Origin of the sequence: Microbulbifer thermotolerans, from assembly GCF_900112305.1 — a bacterium.
Lineage (GTDB): Bacteria > Pseudomonadota > Gammaproteobacteria > Pseudomonadales > Cellvibrionaceae > Microbulbifer > Microbulbifer thermotolerans.
Genome location: NZ_FOKT01000005.1, coordinates 70,355 through 92,109, shown reverse-complemented (window position 1 = coordinate 92,109; position 21,755 = coordinate 70,355). Strand labels below are relative to the sequence as shown.

Genomic DNA, 21,755 nt, shown 5'->3' with positions numbered 1-21,755 from the left:
TCCCATGAACGCCACGGTTAATTGCGGGACACTCAGGCAATGCCCATTCCATCACCTGAGCTTCTTATCAGATCGCAAAGTCGCTATACCCCAGCAAGCAAATCAAGCAGAGGTTCCTCCGAAGGGTCATTTTAAGTTGAAGTATATAAAGGTGACATTTTGGCTGCTCCTGCTGTTACTCAGCGGAGCCTGGCTTTTCGCAGATACTTTCATTCCCACTCCATTCTCCTACTTTTCCTTCCGCACCGTATTCACGCAGTATTCTGGAATAATCGCCATAGGCTCAATGAGTGTGGCGATGCTGCTGGCAGTGCGCCCGAAGTGGATGGAACAGCCATTAAACGGGCTCGACAAGATGTACCGCCTGCATAAATGGCTGGGTATTACCGCATTGATCTTTGCCACACTCCATTGGTGGTGGGCTCAAGGTACCAAGTGGATGGTCAGGTGGGGCTGGCTGCAACGTCCGGAGCGCCATGGCCCTTCTGGCGAGGCGCTCTCGCAGCTGGAGCAGTGGCTGCATGATCAAAGAGGAACGGCCGAATCCGTTGGCGAATGGGCATTTTATGCCGCGGTACTCTTGATTGCCCTGGCCCTGATTAAATGGTTTCCCTATCACCTGTTTCGAAAAACACACAAATGGCTGGCAGCTGTCTATCTTGTTCTGGTTTACCACAGTCTTGTTCTGATCAAGTCGGAATATTGGTCCCAGCCCATCGGCTGGGTCACGGCATTGTTGCTACTTTGCGGCACCATATCGGCTCTGCTGGTACTGGCTGGCAGGGTCGGGAAAAAGTGCACCGTTAAGGGAAATATCAGTGCACTCGAATCCTATCCCGGCGTAAAGGTTATCGAAGGGCGCATACAACTTAGCGAAGGCTGGAAGGGGCACTCGCCCGGACAGTTTGCGTTTGTCACTTCAAAAACCACTGAAGGTGCGCATCCTTACACCATCGCTTCAGCCTGGAACCCGGATGATCCTAGTCTCACCTTTATTGTCAAATCGCTGGGAGACTGGACCAGTCAATTGCGACAGTCATTGAAGGTGGGCACACCTGTATCCGTGGAGGGCCCGTACGGTTGCTTCGATTTTAATGACGATCAACCGCGGCAAATATGGATCGGAGCGGGTATCGGGATTACCCCCTTTATCGCGAAAATGAAACATCTGGCACAGTTCCCTGGGAAAAAAGAAATAGATTTGTTCCATGTGACCAGAGATTACGACGAAACCGCCATTGGCAAGCTGACTGAAGACGCCAGGTTGGCAAAGGTGCGACTGCACCTGATCGTCACGCCGAGAGACGGCCGCCTGACACCCGAACAAATCCGCGCAGCCGTACCGGAGTGGTATTCCGCAAGCCTTTGGTTTTGTGGCCCCTCTGCATTCGGAAGCACCTTGCGCAAGGATTTTCTGAAACACGGCCTGCCCGCAAAGCACTTTCATCAGGAGCTGTTTGAAATGCGATAGATTGCAACCATTAGCCACTGGCAAGGGGAGACGCTATGCAACCCCAGATATCCAGCCGCAACCTACCGCTAGCCCATTATCTAGGGGACCTCTGATTAATTCGCTTCCTGGTGCAGGAATTCTTCGTGGGTGGATGAGAAGCTCAGGTGACAGGATGGGCATTTAGAAACCGTCGGATACAGGGATGTGTCCATCGGAGTTACAGGGAAGTACTCGTGCGTTTTCGAAGCATCCATCCTATTGCTTGAGCGCCCCGGAACCCACCATAGTATCCACGCGAATTAATTTGAGGTTCCCTAAGGCCCGTTAAAATCCATAGTCGCGTTCTACCTTTGCCACTCGCACCCGGAAATGGGTGTACCAGCACTGACGGCCCAGCTTTTGGGCCTCACGGTGCTCTAAATTATTCTTCCAGTTGCTGATAGCTTCGAGGCTTTCCCAATAGGACACGGTAACACCCAAATCTTCCCTCGCGGATTCCACCCCCAGAAACCCCGGCTGCCGAGCGGCCAACGCCATCATATAGTCAGCCATTTCGGCGTAACCATTGTCCCCAGCTGTCCGATGGCTACTGAATATAACTGCGTAGTATGGAGGTTTTGGTGTATTGGCAATTTTCGACATAGTTGCTCTCAGTTTTTTAAGGTGTCTCCAACTGCTCTGTTCTTCTTGCCACCTTGCGGGCCTGCCACAGCGGGCCAGCGCCCGCCAGCAGCGCGCCACCGACAATCAACAGACTGGACAACACCAGACTCCAGCTAAATTCCGCATAGCCGAATACGACTAACAACAGCGTGGATACCAGAGGCGCACCGTAGGCGAGTACACCGAGCAAGCGCAGGTCACCGCGCTTGATACCGTAATCCCAGGTGAAGAAGGCGATTCCCACCGGCCCCAGACCGAGACCGAGGATACCCAGCCACTGGTGGATTCCCTGCGGCCATACCCAGGATTCCCACAGCAGGTGGCATATCAGCCCCAGCAAGGCAGTGACTGCACAGTACCAGCCCACCGCATCCGCCGGAGCCTCACCTTTTACCTGTGCCAGCAGGCGGCTCAATACCGAATATCCGGACCATAAAAATGCGCAGCCCAGCGCCAGTGCATAGCCCGGCCAGTAACGCCACTGGAATCCACCCTCGCCCCGGTCGAGCAGCAGCCAGCAACCGGCCATCGCCACCAGAGCACCGGCAACATGTACCCACAGCAGTCTGTGCCCCGGCAACAGTGCCGACAACAACACGATCAGCAGTGGCCAAAGATAAGCGAGCAGACTGACTTCCACCGCCGGTGCCAATGCCATGGCGGCGAAGTAGCAGGCGTGGTAGCCGAACAGGCCGCCGACACCCAATGCCCAGGCGGCCGCTGGCTGGCGCAACAGCTGCCTGGGCGAAGGCCCCAGCAGCACCCCCTTGATCAGCATCAGCAACCAGGCGGTGGCAAAAGTCATCGCCAGCAGCTGAAAAGGTGGAACCTGGTTTTCGGTCAGCTGCGTCAGTAATGCGAGCGTACCCCAAAGCAGAATAGAAAGGCTGCCGATGGCGGTGGCTTGTGTCCGCTTCACAATGGGTATCTCCACAAAATTACCGGATAGGCCAGCTTACCGGTAACCGCGCCGATCCGGTTCCGCGCACAGGCACAAAACTTTGTCGAAATGGCAGAGATGACCGACCTATTTCCGAAAGTGGCTCGGCGACTTGCCGAAGTGGCGGCGGAAGCGATCGCTGAAAGCGGAGAGACTACTGTAACCCACCTCCTCGGCAATACGCTCCACACTAAACTCGCCGCGCTCGAGGAGACTCCAGGCGCGCTGCATACGCCGCTCAAGCTGATACTGGTGGGGCGTCATGCCGTAACTGCGCTTGAACAGCTCCGACAAACGGCGCGGGCTCAAGTGGGCAACGGCGGCCAGCCGGGCCAGTGGCAGCGGCTGCGCCAGGTGCTCGTCTATCCAAGCGCGCGCGGCCTGAATGCGGCGGTCAATGCACTGTTCACCGCCGTAGCGCTCGGTGAGCAGCTGCACCAACAGCAATAACATCTGCCGCTGGCCCTGACTGGAAGCGGAGCGGGATGATTCGAGCTCCGCCTGCAAAAAAGCGGCGTAGTGGCCGAGGGCCGCGTCCAGTGGAATAAATGCAGGCAGGCGCTCCAGCTCCGGGGCCAGTGCCGCCGGGATATCGGCGACGATAAAGCGGTTATCCTCGGCAGCCGCAGCAAAGGCATGCTCTGCGCCCGCCGCGATCAGCGCCCCCCGACCTCGATCAACACAGCCTTCCCGCCCGGCGATGCTGGTTTCCAGGGTGCCGGACACAGGCAACACCAATTGGTGATAGTCGTGCAAATGCCGCCGGGTTTCCCGGTCGTAACTGCGCAGGTCGAGTAACAAGTTGGCCTTTGACATCAGCGGATAATAGCACCTGCTCTAACCGTTAGCGCCGTCATTCCCTTTTGATGTAATCCGGCACCTCCGCCGACTCTACCATCTCTCCCACATGCTACGGCCGCGGCCGTTGCCCGCCCACTTAGCGGCGCATACCGGAGCATACCGGCAAGCCGCACTGGGGATACCACCGAAAATCGCTGTTGTTTGCAAAGTTCATTTGCAATAGAGAGGTGCGCAATGCTAAGCCGTTCATCCCTACTGAAAAACTCTTCGTTGAGCGCCCTGTTGATCGGCGGCGCAATGTTGCTCAGTCCCCTGTCTCACGCGGTCGACTACGGCTATCAGTTCCTGCGTCAGGGCACCACTTATCAGGACAGATACGCGGGCCAGGCTTGGTGGCGCCCCGAGGTTTCCGGAGGAACACCGCACATCAAAATCGTTTTGAGCGAGCAGAGAGCTTACTTTTATAAGGGCGGTCGCCTGGCCGGTGTATCCCCCGTTTCCACAGGTATGCCGGGGCATCGCACACCAACCGGGAATTTCCGTATCTCGGAGAAAAAGTACAGCCATCGCTCCAACCTCTACGGCCACTATGTCAGCCGTACCGGCTATGTGCTGAGAAGTAATGTGGATGTGCGCCGCCACCGCCGTCCTCCGGGTGCCGTTTTCCGCGGTGCATCAATGGACTTCATGATGCGCATCAATGGACCTATCACCATGCATGCGGGTCGCGTGCCGGGCTATCCGGCGTCTCACGGCTGCATCCGCCTGCCCTGGCATATGGCGAAAATTTTCTATCAGAACGCCACCGTGGGCACTCGGGTCACCGTAGTGCACTAGGGATCGGCGCACGGGCTTTACTCAGCCGAGCGAGCGGGCCACTGACAGAATAGAAACTTTAAACCGCCGGATACAAGGGACCGTATCCGGCGGCACTACGGGAAAAAACAGGTTGGTTTTCTCCCTATCATTTGAATACCCAGTATCCCGCCTGAATTATTTGCGGGTTTCTTTTTTTTCCGCCATACCCACAAAATAGTTGTGCGCCGCGCGGTTGACGTGCGGGGCCAACAGCAATGTGGATGTCATGGTTGGAATCGCCATGATCGCGTACATACCGATGATCAAACTGTTCACGGCATTGAGCGAGGCAACAGCGCCGATGGCGACCAATGCGAGATAGAAGGCGGTGTAAAAGCGCTGCCAGCGGCCACCGAACAGAAAAACAAAACACTTCAAACCGTAATACCAGAAGGTGACGATGGTGCTGAATGCCAGCGGCAACACCATCATCAGCAACAGCAGCGGTCCCCAGTGGCCGAACACCTCGGAAAAGGCGCTGGCGGTCATCGTGACGCCTTCCACCCCCTCGGCATTCCGCCACACGCCGGTAAGCAGAATCACCAGTGCGGTACAGGTGCAGACCACCAGCGTATCCACAATCGGACCCACCATCGCCACCACGCCCTCGCGGATCGGCTCCCGGGTCTTGGCGGCACCGTGGGCCAGGGATTCTGTACCGATACCGGCCTCGTTGGAGAAGGCTCCACGGCTGATACCAGTGGCGATCACTGTACCCAGGGCACCACCGGCCACCGCCTGACCGGTGAACGCGTCGCTAACAATCTGTGCAAATACCGCCGGCACCTGCTGCCAGAAATAGCCGATCACGATCAGTGTCAGGGCCAGATAGAAGAGCACCATGCCCGGCACCAGACGCACGGTGAACCTGCCGATGCGCTCGATGCGCCCGGCGATAACCCCGGCGGCGGCCGCGGCCAGCACCAAGCCAACGGTGAAATCAAACAGCAGTGTATTGCCTTCGTCCACCCATCCCAGGGGCACGGCAAAGGATTCCCGCAACAGCTGCACTGTTTGATTGGACTGAAAGGAGGGCATCATGCCGCCCAGGCCGGCCAGGGCAAACAACACCGCCAGCGGCATCCACTTTTTGCCCAATCCCTCGCGGATCACATACATGGGGCCGCCCTGCAGTTCACCGCTGGCATCGCGCCCGCGGAACATGACCGCCAGCGAGGCCGTATAAAATTTGGTGGCCACGCCGACCAGCGCGGTCACCCACATCCAGAAAATCGCCCCCGGCCCGCCAGTGCTGATGGCGATGGCCACGCCCGCGATATTGCCCAGCCCAAGGGTGCCGGAAAGCGCCGTGGACAACGCCTGCCGATGCGGCACCTGCCCCGGGTCTGCCGGATCGTCGTACTTGCCCCGCAAAAGTCCAATGCTGTGGCCCAGGTGGCGGTAGGGCCTGCCTCGGGACCAGATCAGCAAGGTCAGGCCGCCGCCGACCAGCAGAACCAGCAGCGGCGTCCCCCACACGAAGGCGGCGAAGGCGGAAAGAGCGGAATCAATAGCGGAGAGAAGGGACATCGCAGGCTCGGTTTCCGTAGTTGAAACCTGCCATACTGACGCTTTTCGCGACCCGCCGCAAACGGCGACGGTGCCGTCACGCGGCGGTGGGCGGATGAAGAAGCAGAGCGGCAAGCCCGGGCATAGCGCCGATACTCGTTGCTATTCAGTGCGGGTTTCCGGTGTTCCAGAAGCCCCTACGGCCTTGATCAGTGGGCGGCGGCGAGGCGGGGCGTCCGACTGGCGCCGCACCAGGGTATAGTCCAGCAGCAACTGGCGGCATGCCTCTTCCCGGCCCGCGCGGCGCGCGCGTATTTTTTTCACCAGCAAATCCACGGCCGCGCGAGACATCTCGATAATCGGCTGGTGAATAGTGGTCAGCTCCGGCCAGATAGTGGTGGCCAGAGCCGTGTCGTCGAAACCGCACACACTCAGATCGCCGGGGACATCCAGGCCACAGCTGTGCGCCACGGCGACGGTTGCCGCGGCCATGTCATCGTTGCTGGCAAAAATAGCCGTGGGAATTTCTCCGAGGCTGAGCAGTTTCTCCGCTGCATCCAGGCCGGATCGGTAAGTAAAAAGCCCCTGGGCAACTAGGTCATCGGATGCTTCGAGCCCCGCCTCGCACAGGGCATCGCGATACCCCTGGAGACGGTGGCCACTCGCGACCTGGTTGGAGTCGCCGACAATAAAACCGATCCGCTTGTGGCCGAGGGAAATCAGGTGACGGGTCATAGCGTGGGCGGCGCGGTAATCATCGATACTCACCGCCGAAACATTTTTCTGCGGGCGGCTGGTGGCAATGGCCACCGCCGGCGTATCAGTTGTTTCGAGGACTTCCACCAAGCGCGGGGAATCGGATAGCGGTGGCGGCAGCAAAATTCCCTCGACACCGCGGGAGATCAGCCGGTAGGCCACCTCTTCAGCGTCCAGCTCCACATCGCACTTCTCAACAATCAGTTGCACATTGTAGCGGCTGGCCTGCTCAAGGCCGCCAACCAGCAGCTCGCTGAGGTAGGCGGCGCTGGGATTGCTGTACAGCAAGCCGAGATTGATCTGCTCCACACCGGCCAGGCTGCGCGCCGCGCGATTCGGCGTGTAACCGAGCGCCTGAATGGCAGCGTTGACCGCCTCCCTGGTTTTGGCCCTAACGTTGCTCTCGCCGTTGATGACACGCGAAACCGTCATCGGTGATACACCGGCCGCGCGGGCGACGTCGCTGATGGTTGGCGCGCTGCCGCGCTGTCGACGGGGCTGTCTCTGCTTCACTGACTTTCCACCGGCTGATAATCCTGTCACGGGATTGTATAACGCATCCCAGACCAACAAAAAAGCGCTCTCAGCCCGGGACGGCTTCGGCCAACTCGGCGGCACAATAGCCCTCGACAAAATCCTGGTGGGCAGGCAGAGGCGCCACCCCGCGTGCGATGGACGCCTTAAGTCCGCCGAGCAGCTGCGCCAACTGCGCCTCAGGCATCAGGCGGGTAAGCGGGTGGTAACCTTGCGGCTTCAGCCCCTGACCGAGCATCACCTGCACCCAGGAGTCCACCCGGAACAATTCCCCATCCCCCTGGTAAGCGTAGGCATTGTCGCGGAACAGTCGAATGCGCTGAGCCAGAGACTGCGGAATTTCCATATCCCGGCAGCGGCGCCAGAAGGCACTGCTTTCGCGCTCGTTCAAGTGGTAGTGGAGCACGATAAAATCGCGGATGGACTCCAGTTCCGTGCGCGTGAGCGCGTTGTAGTGATTGACCGTGGCATCAGCGATACCATCGAAGGGGAACAGCTGCATCAGGCGGGTGATGCCGGTGATGATCAGGTGAATACTGGTGGACTCCAGCGGCTCCACAAAGCCGCTGGCGAGGCCGAGCGCGATACAGTTTTTATTCCAGGCCCGCCGGCGTCTGCCGGTTTTGAAACGAATTACCTTAGGTTCGGTCAGAACCTCGCCCTCGATATTGGCGAGCAGCTGAGCTGCCGCCTCGTCGTCGGACAGATAATCGCTGCAGTAAACCAGCCCGTTGCCCACCCGGTACTGCAACGGAATGCGCCACTGCCAGCCGGCGCCGCGAGCCGTGGCCCGTGTGTAGGGTGGCGCCGGTCCGGTTACACGTGTTTGCACAGGTACGGCACTGTCAGACAAAAGCCAGTGGGACCAATCCTCATAGCCAGTCCCCAGCGCTTCCTCGATCAACAGTCCGCGAAAGCCGGTGCAGTCGATAAACAGATCGCCCTCGATACGGCGGCCATTATCCAACTGCAGAGCTTCAATAAAGCCGCTGTCGGCATTGCGCCCGACGCGGATAATCTTTCCCTCGACACGCCTGACTCCCAAGCGCTGGCTGAAATTGCGCAGAAATTTCGCGTAGGCCCCGGCATCCAGATGGTAGGCGTAATTGATTTCCGATTGTTCCGCAGTGGCAAATTTACCGGCCTCCGCCGCCTGCAACTCGCTGCAGAAATCGCCCAGCGCGAAATCCATTCCCAACGCCCGCGCCCGCAGCCAGAAATGGTGGAATTCGCACAGCCAGGAGCCCTGCCCGATGCGGCCGAAGGCGTGGATATAGCGGTCGCCCTCTCGCCCCCAATTTTCAAACGCGATGCCCAGTTTAAAGGTGGCGCCGGTCGCACGCATAAAGGCCCGCTCTTCGATACCCAGGAGCCGGTGAAAAACCCGCATTGGCGGAATACTGGCTTCGCCAACACCTACGGTTCCTATCGCCTCGGATTCCACCAGGGTAATATCCAGCAGTTCACCGAGTTTTTTGCTCAGGGCCGCAGCGGCGATCCAGCCTGCAGTGCCACCACCAGCGATTACGACTCTTGATATTTTATTGTTGTTTTTATCCATCTTTTTTCACCTGTTCAGCAAAAAAGCCGGTCCGTAAACACTCCCCCGTACCGCCGCACGGGTTCGACCCGCTGGCGCTGCCGTTATCGGTTCATTTTGTGCAGCAACATAGCGCGCAGCTGGCGTGCGCGATCTTCGTCCACGGGCCCCAAGACACCGCACGCCTTCTCCGGCAGGTGTTCCCGCGGCAAATCGCTGGTGCCGAAAATGTAGTAGTCGAAGATGTGCCTCCAGGCTCGCTTTTCCTGTTCCGGCCTGTCGCGCAAACTCAACAGGGCGTGATAGAGTGCGTTCATCGGTGTCCCCATATAGCCGGGCGCATCGCTCCACCAATAGTTAATCAGCACATTGAACGGCGACAGTGCCTCTACTTGGTGCCACCAGAGGCTCGGGTAAAACACCGCGTCCCCCGGCTCCAGTTCTGCCACCTGTGCCGCCGCCAGTGCATCGCGGAAGCGGGGGAATTTTTCAAAATCCGGGTTGGCGAAATCCACCATGCTCACCGCCTGGCCGCCGGGAGTCAGATCCAGCGGTCCCGGGTACAGATTGGCGATCTGTTCGGGGGGAAACAAAGTGAAGCGTCGCCGCCCCACGGCACAGCAGGCGAGATTGTTGGGCGCGTCGTAGTGGGCGGAGGCAATTGAAGGATTGCCGATCCAGATACTGGTCAGCGGCCGACTTCCGGCAAACATTTCGCTGTCGAAGCTGAGATCATTGCGCGCCCGCAGGCCTGGAAGGCAGGCATCCAGAGTGGTGGAGCCGACATAAATGGAAGGGGGACTCGTGTTGTCCAGGTGACGCGCTATGTCATCCAACACTTGGTCCAGAGGCAAGCGCTCGCAGCGGAAGTTCAGCCCACTGAGATCGTCTTTGTAAAAATAGCGTCCGCCGATTTCCGGAGATCCCAGATAAGCTCCCACGGTGCGGCCGTTGTAAAAGGATTTGAGATAAGCGATGGCCTCTGACGCGGAACGCCGACCGGCTTGCACCAGCTCCCAGCTGCCCGCCAGCCCCTTCAATACCACCGGTTCGGCTGCCGCGATTAATTCGCGCCAGGGAATGGTATCCGGCCGCAGACCTTCAATTACTTTGGTTTTTCTTTCGACGATTGCCATTGTTATCTTTCTTGTGTCGGCAGTATCTGTCGCCGGGTCAGCCACCGCTTGTCCGGCCAATGATTTTCCGCCGTTTCATCTCAATCAGTTTTTTGACATTGTTCAGAGAGGCCCGCAGTAAAAAGGCGCCCTCCAGAAAGCCCGCGCGGTTGAGTTCTTCCAATGCATCCCCGCGCAGTTCCGCGAGTTTCTCATCGGCAATGGTAAAGTAACCCTGCAAATCGTAGTGTTGGTCCCGGTGTATTTCTATCTGAATATTCACCGGCTCTATCAAACCCAGGGACTCGAGGGCTGCGTACATGGTTTTACTCACTGTGACGCCCTGGTGAATAGCGCGCAGAATCGCGGCAATTCGCTCCAGGTAAGGGCTATTGCCGCCGTAGGGCAGAAAAACTGGCTCGCCCTCTTCACCGCCGTCGCGAATACGCGGGCTGTTCATATCTACGTGAATCACCGGTTCACGCAGCAGCTCTCCATCCCGCTCCCATTGCTGAAATCCGATCATAAAGGGCCCACGGGCGATCACACCGGGAATATAACTCGCCTGCCAGCGGTCTCCTTCGAGAAACAGATTTTCCCCGGCATCAAAACCCAACAGTGCCAGCGCCTGATAGCCGCCTTCTTTCTCTTTGCGCAGCAGTATCGGATACTCCCGCTGCACATCACCAAACTCCGGGGGAAAGACCGGTACCAGGTTGACGCTATCTCCGAACGCTTTGCCGCTGCGAGTAATCACCCGCAGGTTTTTGTGCGTAACATTGTCCAACAGAACGGGATCGCTCAATTCCTTCACCGCAGTTATCCTGAAGGTTCCCAAGGAACCTCTGATTAATTCGCGTGAACACTATGGTAGCTTCCGGGGCGCTCAGGCAATAGGGCCATCAAAAAAATGGCCGCTGCAAACAGCGGCTCAACAACAACAATAAAGCTACCTCACAGTGACGATACAAACGCAAGGAAACACATGACGCAGAAAAATCCGCCGCTCCGGCAGAGCCGGAACGGCGTCCCCCCAAAACCTTAGAAGGTATAGCGGGCACCCAACTGATAACGCGCGCCCAGATCTTCGAGGTACCACAGCTGGCCATCGGAACGACCGTAATAACGGACATTTTCCTCCGTCAGATTGAGGCCCTCGAAGAAAACATCCAGATTTTCGTTAACCTCATAGCTCACGTTGAGATCCACTTGGCTGTATGCCTCAACGAATATGGGGTTGCGGGAATTTCCCTTGTTGACTTCGTTCAGGTATGAGTCGCGCCAGTTGTAGGCGAGGCGTGCCTGGAAACCGTAGTTTTCGTAGATGGCCACCAAGTTGGCGGTATCGGACAGCCCCGGCAACGCAAACTGGGACACGCCGGGGTCAGACAACACGTCAAAGCCCACGTCTCCGCGCACCACCGTATAGTTAGCCTGTAAGCCGAAGCCCGTGTCGCCAAAGAAGTGCTGAGCGGCAAACTCGAATCCGTAGATCTTCGCCTCCTTGTTGTTGTCTGGCTTAGAGGTGCGGAAGATCATCAGCGGATCGTCATCGTTGGGCGCCAGATCGTAGGCGGTGGCCACATCGACGGCAAACTGGGCATCGTCAGTGTAGTCATCCGCGCCGTTGGGGAAGGCGTCCGGGTTTTCCATCACCGCCATCATCACAAACAGCGAAGTGTCATTGACGGCGAAGCCGCGATCCATCAGCGCCTGCGCCGCAGCTTCGACACGCGGACCGTTAGTGACGTCACGCATACCGAAGTGGTTCTCTTCCACCTGCGCGGTGCCGATAAAGTTATCCACCCGCTTTTCGAAGAATCCGGCGGAAACATAACTGGAGTCGCTGTAGTACCACTCCAGGGAAAGATCCAGATTGTCGGATTCCAAAGGCAAGAGCGCGGGATTGGAGGAAACGGCGGTCGGTGTGGTGCCGTTATAGGTGGAACCCACGGTACCGAAGCTGCCCACCGACGGTGAGAGATTGCTGTAGCCTGCGCGGGCGATAGTTTTGCTGTAGGAGAAACGGCCTTTCAGGTCGTCGCGCAGATCAATAGAAAAGTCCAGACTGGGGAGCAGGTGATCGTAGCTGGCATCGGCGCTAATCAGCTCGGCGTCGCCATCCGCGTATACAGTCATAAAATCGTTGTTGTCCTGCCACAGCAGATACAGTGGTATCTGTTGCAGAGAGGAGGACTTCACATCGGTGGTCTCGTAACGCACGCCGGCGAGCAAGTTGGTCGGCAGACCGGCCAGCTGACCATCCATCGACACCTGGAAATAGACTGCGGTGGTATCTTCCTCCACCCGGTTGTTGGTGGTGAAGGCCGGATCGTAGGCACATTGATAGTCGTTTTCCGCCGTGGCGTAGATGCTCATGGACCAGTTGCAAAGCGCCACGGGATCGCCGCGGAAACCGGTGGAGAGGGCTCCGGACATATTGTAGTCGTCATATCGGCCGGTGAGACTGAATGCATCCCAGAGCCCCTCGGGTATCTCGCCCGGGTTGGCGATCCCCCAGTCCCCCAGCCCCATGTAGCGACTGGAGCTCTGCTGGCGCATATCCACCGCCATGGACTCCACGCCAAAGTCAAAGCGGCCGTCGTCAAATTCCAGCGAACCGTCCAGTTTGACTTGCGTTATATCGGTGGTCTGTCCCGCGTACCATACGCGGCCCACCTGAGTGCCGAAATCGCCCGCATCGAAGACGCCATTGTTATTGCCGCGGCTTGAGTCGTCGAAGGTCACATCGGCAACGGGCAGGTCGCTGCCGAAATTCACCACCTGGGAAGTCAGTATCGGCGCGGCAATAGACATGGCAATCTCACCACTATTACCGGGACCGCTGGGCAGGCTCTCCATACTGGAGTCGTGCATATCGAAGCGCAGGCTCAGTGTCTCGTTGACATTCCAGTCCGCATTGAAGCCAATAGACTCCAGAGTGTTAGTCTGCTCGCGCCACTGCTGCTCAAAGCCCGCGTCCTTGCCACTTAACACCTCGGAGTAAATCACCGGCGTGGCTACCGCGGAATCATCGAACACAACATGGTCGACACTGTCACCATTCGCGAACCAGAAGGTCTGCTCGCTGCGGTGCTCCTGCAGGTAGTTCTCGGCATAGGTGTAGTCGCCGGTCAGCGTCAGGGAGTCCATCGGGCGAAACTGTAATGTCAGCTGTCCGTTGGTGCGTTCGCGGTGGCGGTCCGACCAGGCGTAGCGCAAATCGTTGGGCCGCGCGTACAGCTGGCCCTCGTCGGGCGCATTCTCGATCACCGCGTCACCGGTGAAGGAATAGAGTTCATCCTCGCCCCAGGTGCCGATATTCCAGTCGTTGACGGCCGCGTTAGCGGCGCCGGAATCGCGCTCCTGGAAGCTGCCGCTCAAAGCCACACCGAACCGCTCGCTGCTGTCCGTCCAACTGAAAATACCGGAGACCTCGGGCGTGAAGTCATCACCCACCAAGTTGGTGGTGTCATTGACCACCTTGCCGCCAATACTCATTTGCATGCCGGGGTTGTCCAGCGGCTTGGCGGTATCGATATTCACCGTGGCGCCAATCCCACCGCTGGTAATGGCGGACCGGCTGGTCTTGTAGACCTGTACACTACTGACGCTCTCGGAGGCGAGATTGGCAAAGTCAAAGGCGCGGGTGCCACCACCGCGCGTGCCACCGGCCCCGCTTCCACCGCCGTATGCGATGCCGCCGGGCAGAGTGCGGCCGTTGAGGGTCACCATGTTGTAACTGCCTGTGAAACCGCGCACGGTGATCTCGGAGCCCTCACCGTTCACCCGGTTGATGGAAACCCCGGTAATCCGCTGCAGAGATTCGGCCAGATTGGTATCGGGAAACTTACCGATGTCTTCGGAAGATATGGCGTCGACAACACCCGAGGCGTCGCGCTTGATATCCATCGAGCGCTGCAGAGATGCGCGGATACCGGTGACCGTTACTTCTTCCAGCACACCCGGCGATTCCTGCGCCACCAGTGGCTGACTACAGGCCACTGCCGCCATCACCATAATGGCTTCGGATAGTTTTTTCTTTTTATACATAAGGTCTCCCCTCATCGGACTGACCCGCCGAAGCAACATTCGACAGCGCACCTCCGAGAGTGCTCAGCGGCTTTGGTTATTGATTATTGTGACTTTTTATAACTTTATGATACCGCTACCATAAATAGGTTTAAGTAGATAACCGGTATATGTCAAGCACTTTCCTGCAACAGGTACAGCCGTCTAATTCTGTGTGTTAGCGCTCAATTGCCCGCGCCCCGAGGGAATTGAAGTGCGCGGTACGCCTCCAGAGGGCGGGCAGGTTCGCGTGCGCCAGCGGGCAGCGGGCGCCCGGAAACCGCACGGAAATAGGCGATACTGGCGTCCCGCCACCAGCGCGCCTCGCGCTTCTGGATTTCCAGGAAGCGCGCCGTTTTGTAAAAGCGCTCCGCATCCACAAAGGATTCCAGGCCCGCCCAGGTCTCCGCCATGGCCCGCACCTCGGCCACGCCGCGGTCGTAGCGGTGCACCAGTTCTGCCCAGAGGTCGCGGCCGGAGGCCATGGGGTAATCCCACGGCAGGTGGTGGAACCAAAGCAGATAGTCTTCGGGCACAGCGTTGCGGTTACCGAAGCGCCGCGCCAGAGGCGGTGCATACTGCGACACCGCGCCAGTGCCCTCTGCTGTGCGATCGAAACCAATACCCTCGCGATCGGCGCGGTGATAGTAGACGGGGTTCCATTCCGGGCGGGCCAGATGATCCACCCAAGGTGCCGGGCCGTAGTGGTGATCCGTGCCCATCAGGTGTGCCAGCCCCAGGGGTGTCATATAGTCCACTGCCGCCTGGCGCGAGCGCAGCATCATGCCCGCAGCGGGAGCAACGAAGCGCTTGTTGGCGGTGAATGTCATCCGCAGCCACTCTTCGGCGATACTGCGTGCGGAAAGATCCGGGTTCCAGGCCAGGCGCCCGAAGGCGTACCAGTTGGCCTGATTGAAAATGGAGCCGCTCCAGTCCCGATCAGTGCCGATATTGGCCACGCCGGCGATGCCGGTCCGCCGGTAGCCGTGCAAACTGCCGTCTATCACGCTGGCAACCACCGCACCCTCCCCACAACGCCCGGAGGACCCGGCACAGGTATCCGCATCCAGCACCTCTTCGAACAGTGTCCCCAGATACACCAGGTGAGTGTCGAACCCCAGATATTCCTTGGTGATCTGTAATTCCAGCATCAAGTTGGTAGCCGGCATGGCGCCGAACAGTGGATGAAAAGGTTCGCGGGGCTGGAAGTCGATGGGGCCGTTTTTTACCTGCAGAATCACATTGTCCGCAAAGCGGCCATCCAGGGGCTTGAATTCGCTATAAGCCTGCTTAGCCCTGTCCTCGGGATTGGTGTCCGAATAGACGAAGGCCCGCCACATCACCGCCCCGCCGTAGGGGCGCAGTGCCTCGGCCAACATATTGGCTCCATCGGCGTGACTGCGGCCGTAGTCCTGGGGCCCCGGCTGTCCCTCGGAGTTGGCCTTGACCAGGAAACCGCCGAAATCGGGAATGGCCGCATGGATTTCCGCTGCCTTGGCTTTCCACCAGGCGCGTACCGCCGGTTCCAGCGGATCGGCGGTGTCAAGACCGCCGATTTCCACCGGGGCACTGAATCGGGCGGAGAGGTAGACGCGGATGCCGTAGGGGCGAAATACGTCCGCCAGGGCGGCGGCCTTGGCGATATAGCGGGAGGTCAGACTGTCGGCGCTGGCATTGACATTGTTCAGCACTGTGCCGTTGATACCGATGGAGGCGTTGGCGCGAGCGTAGTCGGTATAGCGCGGATCCAGGTAGTCCGGCAGTCGCCACCAGTCCCACAGGGACTGGCCGGCGTAGCCGCGCTCGACGCTTCTGTCCAGATTGTCCCAATGATTCAACAGGCGCAGCTGTATCCGTGGACGACTGACAATATCCAGATTCGCAAGGGCGGTGCGGGTTTGCAGCAGACGCAGGAAGTGAAATGTCCCGTAGAGCACACCGATATCGCTATTGGCGGCGATCACGATAGCCGCCCCGCGATCAGTGTCGACGCGGCGGATCAGGTAGCCCTCCTCTCCCAGGGGTTTCAGCGGCAATTTAAGGTCCGCAATCCGTGCCGAGGTTTCCGGCGTCCCCAGCAGCAATGCCCCTTCTCCGGCTTCGCGCGCGCTCGCCGGCACCGCGCCGAGCAAGCCCTCCAACCCCCGCAGAAGTTCCCCGCGCGCCGCGCGCAATGTCGGCGAGCCCGATTGCGGCACCACCAGGCTGCGCACCGCCTCGCGATAGGTGGAGCGCCATTCCGCTTCCAGCAGCCGGTAGCGCAACCAGAGTTCGTAGCCGTCCTCGGCGCGCAAACATTGTGGAATCACCAGAGCCAACAGCAGTGCCGTGCGGCACGCCAGCAGAGCCAAAGGTTGCATCGCTGCCCCCCTCGTTATTGTTATTTGTTCAGCCACGGCATAAACCGGGCGCTCCGAACCAGTCGCGCGGTCCCGGCACGGGCTTTGACAAAAAGCCGCGCTGAATTATTATGGTAGCGCTATCATAAATTGGAAAACAACAATAATGACAGGAGGTGGGAGAGTGAGATTCCTGAGCATAGGATCCCGGCTGCAGAGCGCGCTCGGTGCCGGCACATGTCTGGCCATTTTGATTTCCTGCGGCGGCGAACCCGCCGCGCCGCGCTACCGTGACCCGGGTGCGCCAGTGGAGGCGCGAGTGGAGGATCTGCTTGCGCGCATGACACTGGAAGAAAAGGTGGCCCAGCTCACCACCCTGTGGGAGGACAAGGCGCACATCGTCGACCAGGATCTCAACTTCGACCCCGCCAAAGCCCGCGACCGCTACCCCCACGGTTTCGGCCAGATCGCCCGTCCGTCCGACTACCGCGGCGCGCCTCCCGGAGCCCCCCGCTGGCGCAGCCCGCGCAACACAGTGTCATTTATCAACGCAGTTCAGAAATACGCGACGGAAGAGACCCGCCTGGGGATTCCGGTGCTTTTCCACGCCGAGGCTCTGCACGGCTTCGCCACCCGGGACGCCACCAGCTTTCCCCAGGCCATCGCGCTGGCCAGCAGCTGGGACACCGACCTGGTGCGCAGAGTGAACAAGGTGATCGCCCGTGAGGTGCGCGCCCGCGGCGTGCCGCTGGTACTGTCGCCGGTGGTGGATATCGCCCGCGATCCGCGCTGGGGGCGCATCGAGGAGACCTTCGGCGAGGACCCGTACCTGGTCGGCGAGATGGGCGTGGCCGCAGTGGAAGGCCTGCAAGGGAAAAGTCTGCCGCTGGGTCCGGAACAGGTGTTCGCCACACTCAAACATATGACCGGCCACGGTCAGCCGGAAAGCGGCATCAATGTCGGTATCGCCCCTTTTGGTGAGCGCACACTGCGCGAGTATTTCTTCCCGCCTTTCGAGCAGGTCGTGAAACGCACCCAGCTCGGTGCACTGATGGCTTCCTACAACGAAATCGACGGTGTGCCCAGCCACGTCAACAAGTGGATGCTGAACGACGTGCTGCGGAAAGAGTGGGGTTTTGAGGGCGCCGTGGTCAGCGACTACGAAGCGGTGACTCAGCTGGTTGACCTGCACCAGCTGATGCCGGACCTGGAGTCCGCCGCCCTCGCCGCCCTCGACGCGGGTGTCGACACAGAACTGCCGGACCCCCGCGCCTATCCCACCCTGGCCGACGCGGTGCGCGCGGGCCACCTTCCCGAGGCGCGGCTGGACAACGCCGTGCGGCGGATGCTACGCCTGAAGTTCAACGCCGGCCTGTTCGAAAACCCCTACGCCGACGCGGACACCGCCGAGGCACTGATCGACGATCCAGCGGCGCGCGAACTGGCACTCGAGGCCGCGCGCAAATCCCTGGTACTACTGAAGAACGACGGCACCCTGCCCCTGGATGAAAAGGCGATTGGCACCCTCGCGGTCATAGGCCCCAATGCCGCCGTGGCACGCCTGGGCGGCTATTCCGGCCTACCGCGTCACAAGGTCAGTCTGCTCGACGGCATTCGCGCCCGCTTCAACGGGGAAGTGCGCTACGCCGAGGGCGTGCGCATCACGGAAAACGACGACTGGTGGGCGGATGAGGTCCAGCTCGCCGACCGCGCGGAAAATCTGCGGCGCATTAAAGACGCGGTCAAAGTGGCGCAAGGCGCCGATGCCATAGTGCTCGCCCTCGGCGACACAGAGCAGACCAGCCGCGAGGCCTGGGCGGAAAACCACCTGGGAGACAGATCCAGCCTGCGCCTGGTGGGTGAGCAGGAAGAACTGGCTCAAGCGCTTTTCGCCCTTGGCAAGCCGGTGATCGTGGTGTTAATCAACGGTCGCCCGCCGGCACTGGAAGCCATCGCGGCAGGTGCCAGCGGATTGATCGAAGCTTGGTATCCGGGTCAGGAGGGGGGCACCGCGCTGGCCGAAGCCCTGTTCGGCGATATCAATCCCGGCGGCAAGCTGCCGCTGACCTTCGCACGCAACGCGGGCCAGCTGCCCCTTTACTACAACCACAAACCCAGCGCGCGGCGCGGTTACCTATTCGACGATGAGACCCCGCTATTTCCCTTCGGTTTCGGGCTCAGCTACACCGACTTTGAGATTGGCGCACCACAGCTTTCCGCACCCACTATCGCGGCGGGGGGGGAAGTTCGCGTCTCCGTTGAAGTACGCAATATCGGAGAGCGCGCCGGCGATGAAGTCGTGCAGCTCTATATCCGCGACAAGGTTTCCTCGGTGACCCGTCCAGTGAAGGAATTGCGTGGATTCAGGCGCCTTTCCCTACAACCGGGCGAAACACAAGTAGTGGAATTCACCCTGGATTCGGAAGACCTGTCCCTGTGGAACAGCGCCATGCAAAGGGTGTTGGAACCCGGCGAGTTCGACATTATGGCCGGCCCCAATTCCGTTGACCTGCAAACCGTGACTCTGACCGTCGAAAGCTAACCGCCCGCGGAAAAGGCCCGGCGCTGTTCTTTTTCCGAACCCGACCGGGCATCTGCAACGCGCGTCTGCGCGCTGTAGTGGGATCGCCGGCGCTCAGCGGTATGTGGCGCTTGTTTAGTCGTGAAATTTCGAGGCGCAGTGGCCAACCCATCAGGGCAATGTGAAGATGGTACCGCTGCCGGCGATGACAACGGCAGCGGCAAACTCTGAATACCTTCGCGGATTGAACAGTATGAAAAGATCAATAAAGCATGACCGCTTGAACCTGCCCTGGCGGCGCAATTGCGCCGGCATCATCCGCAACCGCGGACTGACCGCCCTATTGGCGGCGCTACTTGTGGGTCAGGCCTACGGACACAGCGATGCCCAGCCGGAAATTTACAAACTGCAAAACAGTAAACTGAGCTACAGCTTTACACCGCAGATCGGCGGCCGCGGCCTGGCATTTTCTGCGGCGGGAGAGAAAAACCTGCTCAAAGTCGGTACCGCGGTCCAGGAACAGCCGAACCCGGACATATCCCCGCAGGCGGGCTTTATCCCCTATCAGGGCCATATTATCTGGCCCGGTCCCCAGGCCGACTGGTGGAAGCAACAGGAGGTAAACCCGCAGCGCCGCGCGGCCGGCGCCGTTTGGCCACCGGACCCCTTCACTGTGCTAAACGATTACGAGTTGACGGCAGTCTCTGACAAGTCGGCGACAATTGTCTCTCCGGTAAGTCCTGTCACCGGCCTGCAACTCACCAAAGAGTTCACGCTCAAAGACGACGTCCTGCTGCATCGTGTTACCGCCGTCAACCGGCGCGAGACACCGGTCAAATGGGATATCTGGTTCAACACCCGCGTATCGCCGGAAACCCGTGTCTACGTTCCGATAGCGGACTTTTCCCGCGACCTGCGCCTGGAAAAATTCCCGGAAATGACAACTGAGGTAAAAGCGGATGCGGAAAAACAGCGGCTAGGGCTGTTCGGTTTCGCCCGTGGCGAAAACATCAAGGCAAAAGCTTTTATCGAACCCTCCGCTGGCTGGATCGCAGCCTTCACCCAAGGACAGCTGTTCGTGATTGAATTTCCGCGGCAGGCACGCGAGTCAATCCACCCGGATCAGGGCCAGGTGGAACTGTATCTGGAACAGGATCCGCAGAACCCCGACGCCGGTGTGCTGGAACTGGAAGTGCACGCACCCTATCGCGAACTGGCACCAGGGGAATCCATGTCGGCAACGGAGACATGGCGTGCGCTGACCTATACAGGAAAAAACACTGTCGAAGCTCACCTGCGGGCACTGCGGGAGCTCGGACTCCAGGGGGGCAGTTCGCCACAATAAGTCTCTCTCCGGTTGTTGGACGGGCCGCCGAGGAGGCCCGTTTCAACAACCGGCTGTCACCGGCTCCATAAAGCTACAGGCGATTGATTCATGCCGAAAATTACCAATGCCCGTGTGATCGTCACCTGTCCCGGGCGCAACTTCGTCACCTTGAAAATTGAGACGGATAGCGGCGTCCACGGCGTCGGCGACGCCACGCTGAACGGGCGCGAGCTGGCGGTGACCAGCTACCTGGAAGACCATGTGATCCCCTGCCTGATCGGCCGCGACGCTCACCGCATTGAGGACACCTGGCAGTTTCTCTACCGCGGCGCGTACTGGCGCCGGGGCCCGGTCACCATGGCCGCCATTGCCGCGGTGGATGTGGCGCTCTGGGACATAAAAGCGAAGGTCGCCGGCCTGCCCCTCTACCAGTTGCTCGGTGGCGCCAGCCGCCGGGGCTGTATGGTCTACGGCCACGCCAACGGTGACACCATTGAAGAAACTCTGCGGGAAGCCCGGCGTTATATGGACCTCGGCTACCGCGCCGTGCGCCTACAGTCCGGTGTACCCGGCCTCAAGTCCACCTATGGCGTCTCCAAGGACAAGGACTTCTACGAGCCCGCGGACGCGGACCTGCCTACGGAAAATCGATGGTCCACGGAAAGCTACTTGCGCAGCACGCCGGAACTCTTCGCCGCCGCGCGAAAACAGCTGGGCTGGGATATCCACCTTCTGCACGACGTCCACCACCGCCTCACCCCCATAGAGGCCGCGCGCCTCGCCAAGGACCTGGAGCCCTACCGCCTGTTCTGGCTAGAGGATGCAGTGACAGCGGAAAACCAGACCAACTTTCGCCTGATACGCGGCCACAGTACAACGCCGCTGGCGGTGGGCGAGGTGTTCAATACCATCTGGGACTGCAAGCAGCTGATCGAAGAACAGCTGATCGACTATATTCGCGCGGCTGTGCTGCATGCTGGCGGCATCACCCACCTCCGGCGCATCGCGGCCCTGGCGGAGCTGTACAAGGTGCGCACCGGCTGCCACGGCGCCACCGACCTTTCCCCGATTACCATGGCCGCGGCGCTGCATCTGGGCCTTGCGATCCCCAATTTCGGTATCCAGGAATATATGCGTCACACCGCCGATACTGATGCTGTCTTCCCCCACAACTACCGCTTTGCCGACGGTTATCTGCACCCGGGTGACGCGCCGGGGCTGGGTGTGGATATCGATGAATCACTTGCGCAAAAGTTTCCCTATAAACGCGCTTATCTGCCGGTAAACCGCCTGGAGGACGGCACACTCCACGATTGGTAGAGGAATTC

The 21,755-nt window shown here is 59.6% G+C and carries 15 protein-coding genes; 5 read left to right on the top strand and 10 right to left on the bottom strand.

Annotated features, from left to right (window positions below):
* The first annotated feature begins 4 nt into the window (after positions 1-4).
* The gene (locus tag BM155_RS09170) at positions 5-1,471 is read left to right on the top strand and encodes a ferredoxin reductase family protein (RefSeq protein ID WP_139223204.1); all 1,467 of its coding nucleotides are present in this window, start codon (positions 5-7) and stop codon (positions 1,469-1,471) included.
* Between the two features lie 306 nt (positions 1,472-1,777).
* On the opposite strand, the gene BM155_RS09165 is transcribed toward BM155_RS09170, so the two are convergent.
* The 3 genes from BM155_RS09165 to BM155_RS09155 form a co-directional block, all read right to left on the bottom strand.
* A complete protein-coding gene (locus BM155_RS09165; RefSeq protein ID WP_231902391.1) occupies positions 1,778-2,005 on the bottom strand; it encodes an antibiotic biosynthesis monooxygenase family protein in 228 nt (75 codons plus the stop codon).
* Between the two features lie 106 nt (positions 2,006-2,111).
* Positions 2,112-3,035 (bottom strand): aromatic amino acid exporter YddG, encoded by a 924-nt coding sequence (gene yddG, locus BM155_RS09160; RefSeq protein WP_083421148.1) that lies wholly within the window; start codon positions 3,033-3,035, stop codon positions 2,112-2,114.
* Between the two features lie 108 nt (positions 3,036-3,143).
* Positions 3,144-3,872, bottom strand: coding sequence for an AraC family transcriptional regulator (locus tag BM155_RS09155; RefSeq protein ID WP_074902713.1), 729 nt, complete (start codon positions 3,870-3,872; stop codon positions 3,144-3,146).
* A 219-nt stretch (positions 3,873-4,091) separates the two neighbouring features.
* On the opposite strand from BM155_RS09155, the gene BM155_RS09150 reads away from it, so the two are divergent.
* Positions 4,092-4,694: a L,D-transpeptidase family protein gene (locus tag BM155_RS09150; protein ID WP_231902392.1), complete on the top strand. Its 603-nt coding sequence runs from the start codon at positions 4,092-4,094 to the stop codon at positions 4,692-4,694.
* Positions 4,695-4,850: 156 nt separating this feature from the next.
* On the opposite strand, the gene BM155_RS09145 is transcribed toward BM155_RS09150, so the two are convergent.
* The 7 genes from BM155_RS09145 to BM155_RS09115 all read right to left on the bottom strand — a co-directional run bounded on the left by BM155_RS09145 (position 4,851) and on the right by BM155_RS09115 (position 16,600).
* A complete protein-coding gene (locus BM155_RS09145) occupies positions 4,851-6,245 on the bottom strand; it encodes an alanine/glycine:cation symporter family protein (RefSeq protein WP_067155532.1) in 1,395 nt (464 codons plus the stop codon).
* Positions 6,246-6,386: 141 nt separating this feature from the next.
* Positions 6,387-7,493, bottom strand: a complete 1,107-nt coding sequence (locus BM155_RS09140; RefSeq protein WP_074902710.1) for a LacI family DNA-binding transcriptional regulator — start codon at positions 7,491-7,493, stop codon at positions 6,387-6,389.
* Positions 7,494-7,563: 70 nt separating this feature from the next.
* Positions 7,564-9,075 carry a tryptophan halogenase family protein gene (locus BM155_RS09135; protein WP_067155536.1) on the bottom strand — a complete coding sequence of 504 codons (1,512 nt, stop codon included), beginning with the start codon at positions 9,073-9,075 and terminating at the stop codon, positions 7,564-7,566.
* An 83-nt stretch (positions 9,076-9,158) separates the two neighbouring features.
* Positions 9,159-10,190: a cupin-like domain-containing protein gene (locus BM155_RS09130; RefSeq protein ID WP_074902707.1), complete on the bottom strand. Its 1,032-nt coding sequence runs from the start codon at positions 10,188-10,190 to the stop codon at positions 9,159-9,161.
* A 37-nt stretch (positions 10,191-10,227) separates the two neighbouring features.
* Entirely contained in the window at positions 10,228-10,983 is a 756-nt protein-coding gene (locus BM155_RS09125) for a SapC family protein (RefSeq protein WP_254773162.1), read from the bottom strand.
* Positions 10,984-11,210: 227 nt separating this feature from the next.
* A complete protein-coding gene (locus tag BM155_RS09120; RefSeq protein WP_082817529.1) occupies positions 11,211-14,222 on the bottom strand; it encodes a TonB-dependent receptor in 3,012 nt (1,003 codons plus the stop codon).
* Between the two features lie 203 nt (positions 14,223-14,425).
* A complete protein-coding gene (locus tag BM155_RS09115; protein ID WP_074902705.1) occupies positions 14,426-16,600 on the bottom strand; it encodes an alpha-glucuronidase family glycosyl hydrolase in 2,175 nt (724 codons plus the stop codon).
* Between the two features lie 163 nt (positions 16,601-16,763).
* On the opposite strand from BM155_RS09115, the gene BM155_RS09110 reads away from it, so the two are divergent.
* From BM155_RS09110 to manD, 3 genes are all read left to right on the top strand, one after another.
* The gene (locus BM155_RS09110) at positions 16,764-19,121 is read left to right on the top strand and encodes a glycoside hydrolase family 3 N-terminal domain-containing protein (RefSeq protein WP_217641482.1); all 2,358 of its coding nucleotides are present in this window, start codon (positions 16,764-16,766) and stop codon (positions 19,119-19,121) included.
* Between the two features lie 232 nt (positions 19,122-19,353).
* Positions 19,354-20,445: a DUF4380 domain-containing protein gene (locus BM155_RS09105; protein ID WP_175487778.1), complete on the top strand. Its 1,092-nt coding sequence runs from the start codon at positions 19,354-19,356 to the stop codon at positions 20,443-20,445.
* 90 nt (positions 20,446-20,535) lie between these two features.
* On the top strand, positions 20,536-21,747 hold the full coding sequence (manD, locus tag BM155_RS09100) for a D-mannonate dehydratase ManD (RefSeq protein ID WP_074902700.1): 1,212 nt from the start codon (positions 20,536-20,538) through the stop codon (positions 21,745-21,747).
* The last annotated feature ends 8 nt before the right edge of the window (positions 21,748-21,755 follow it).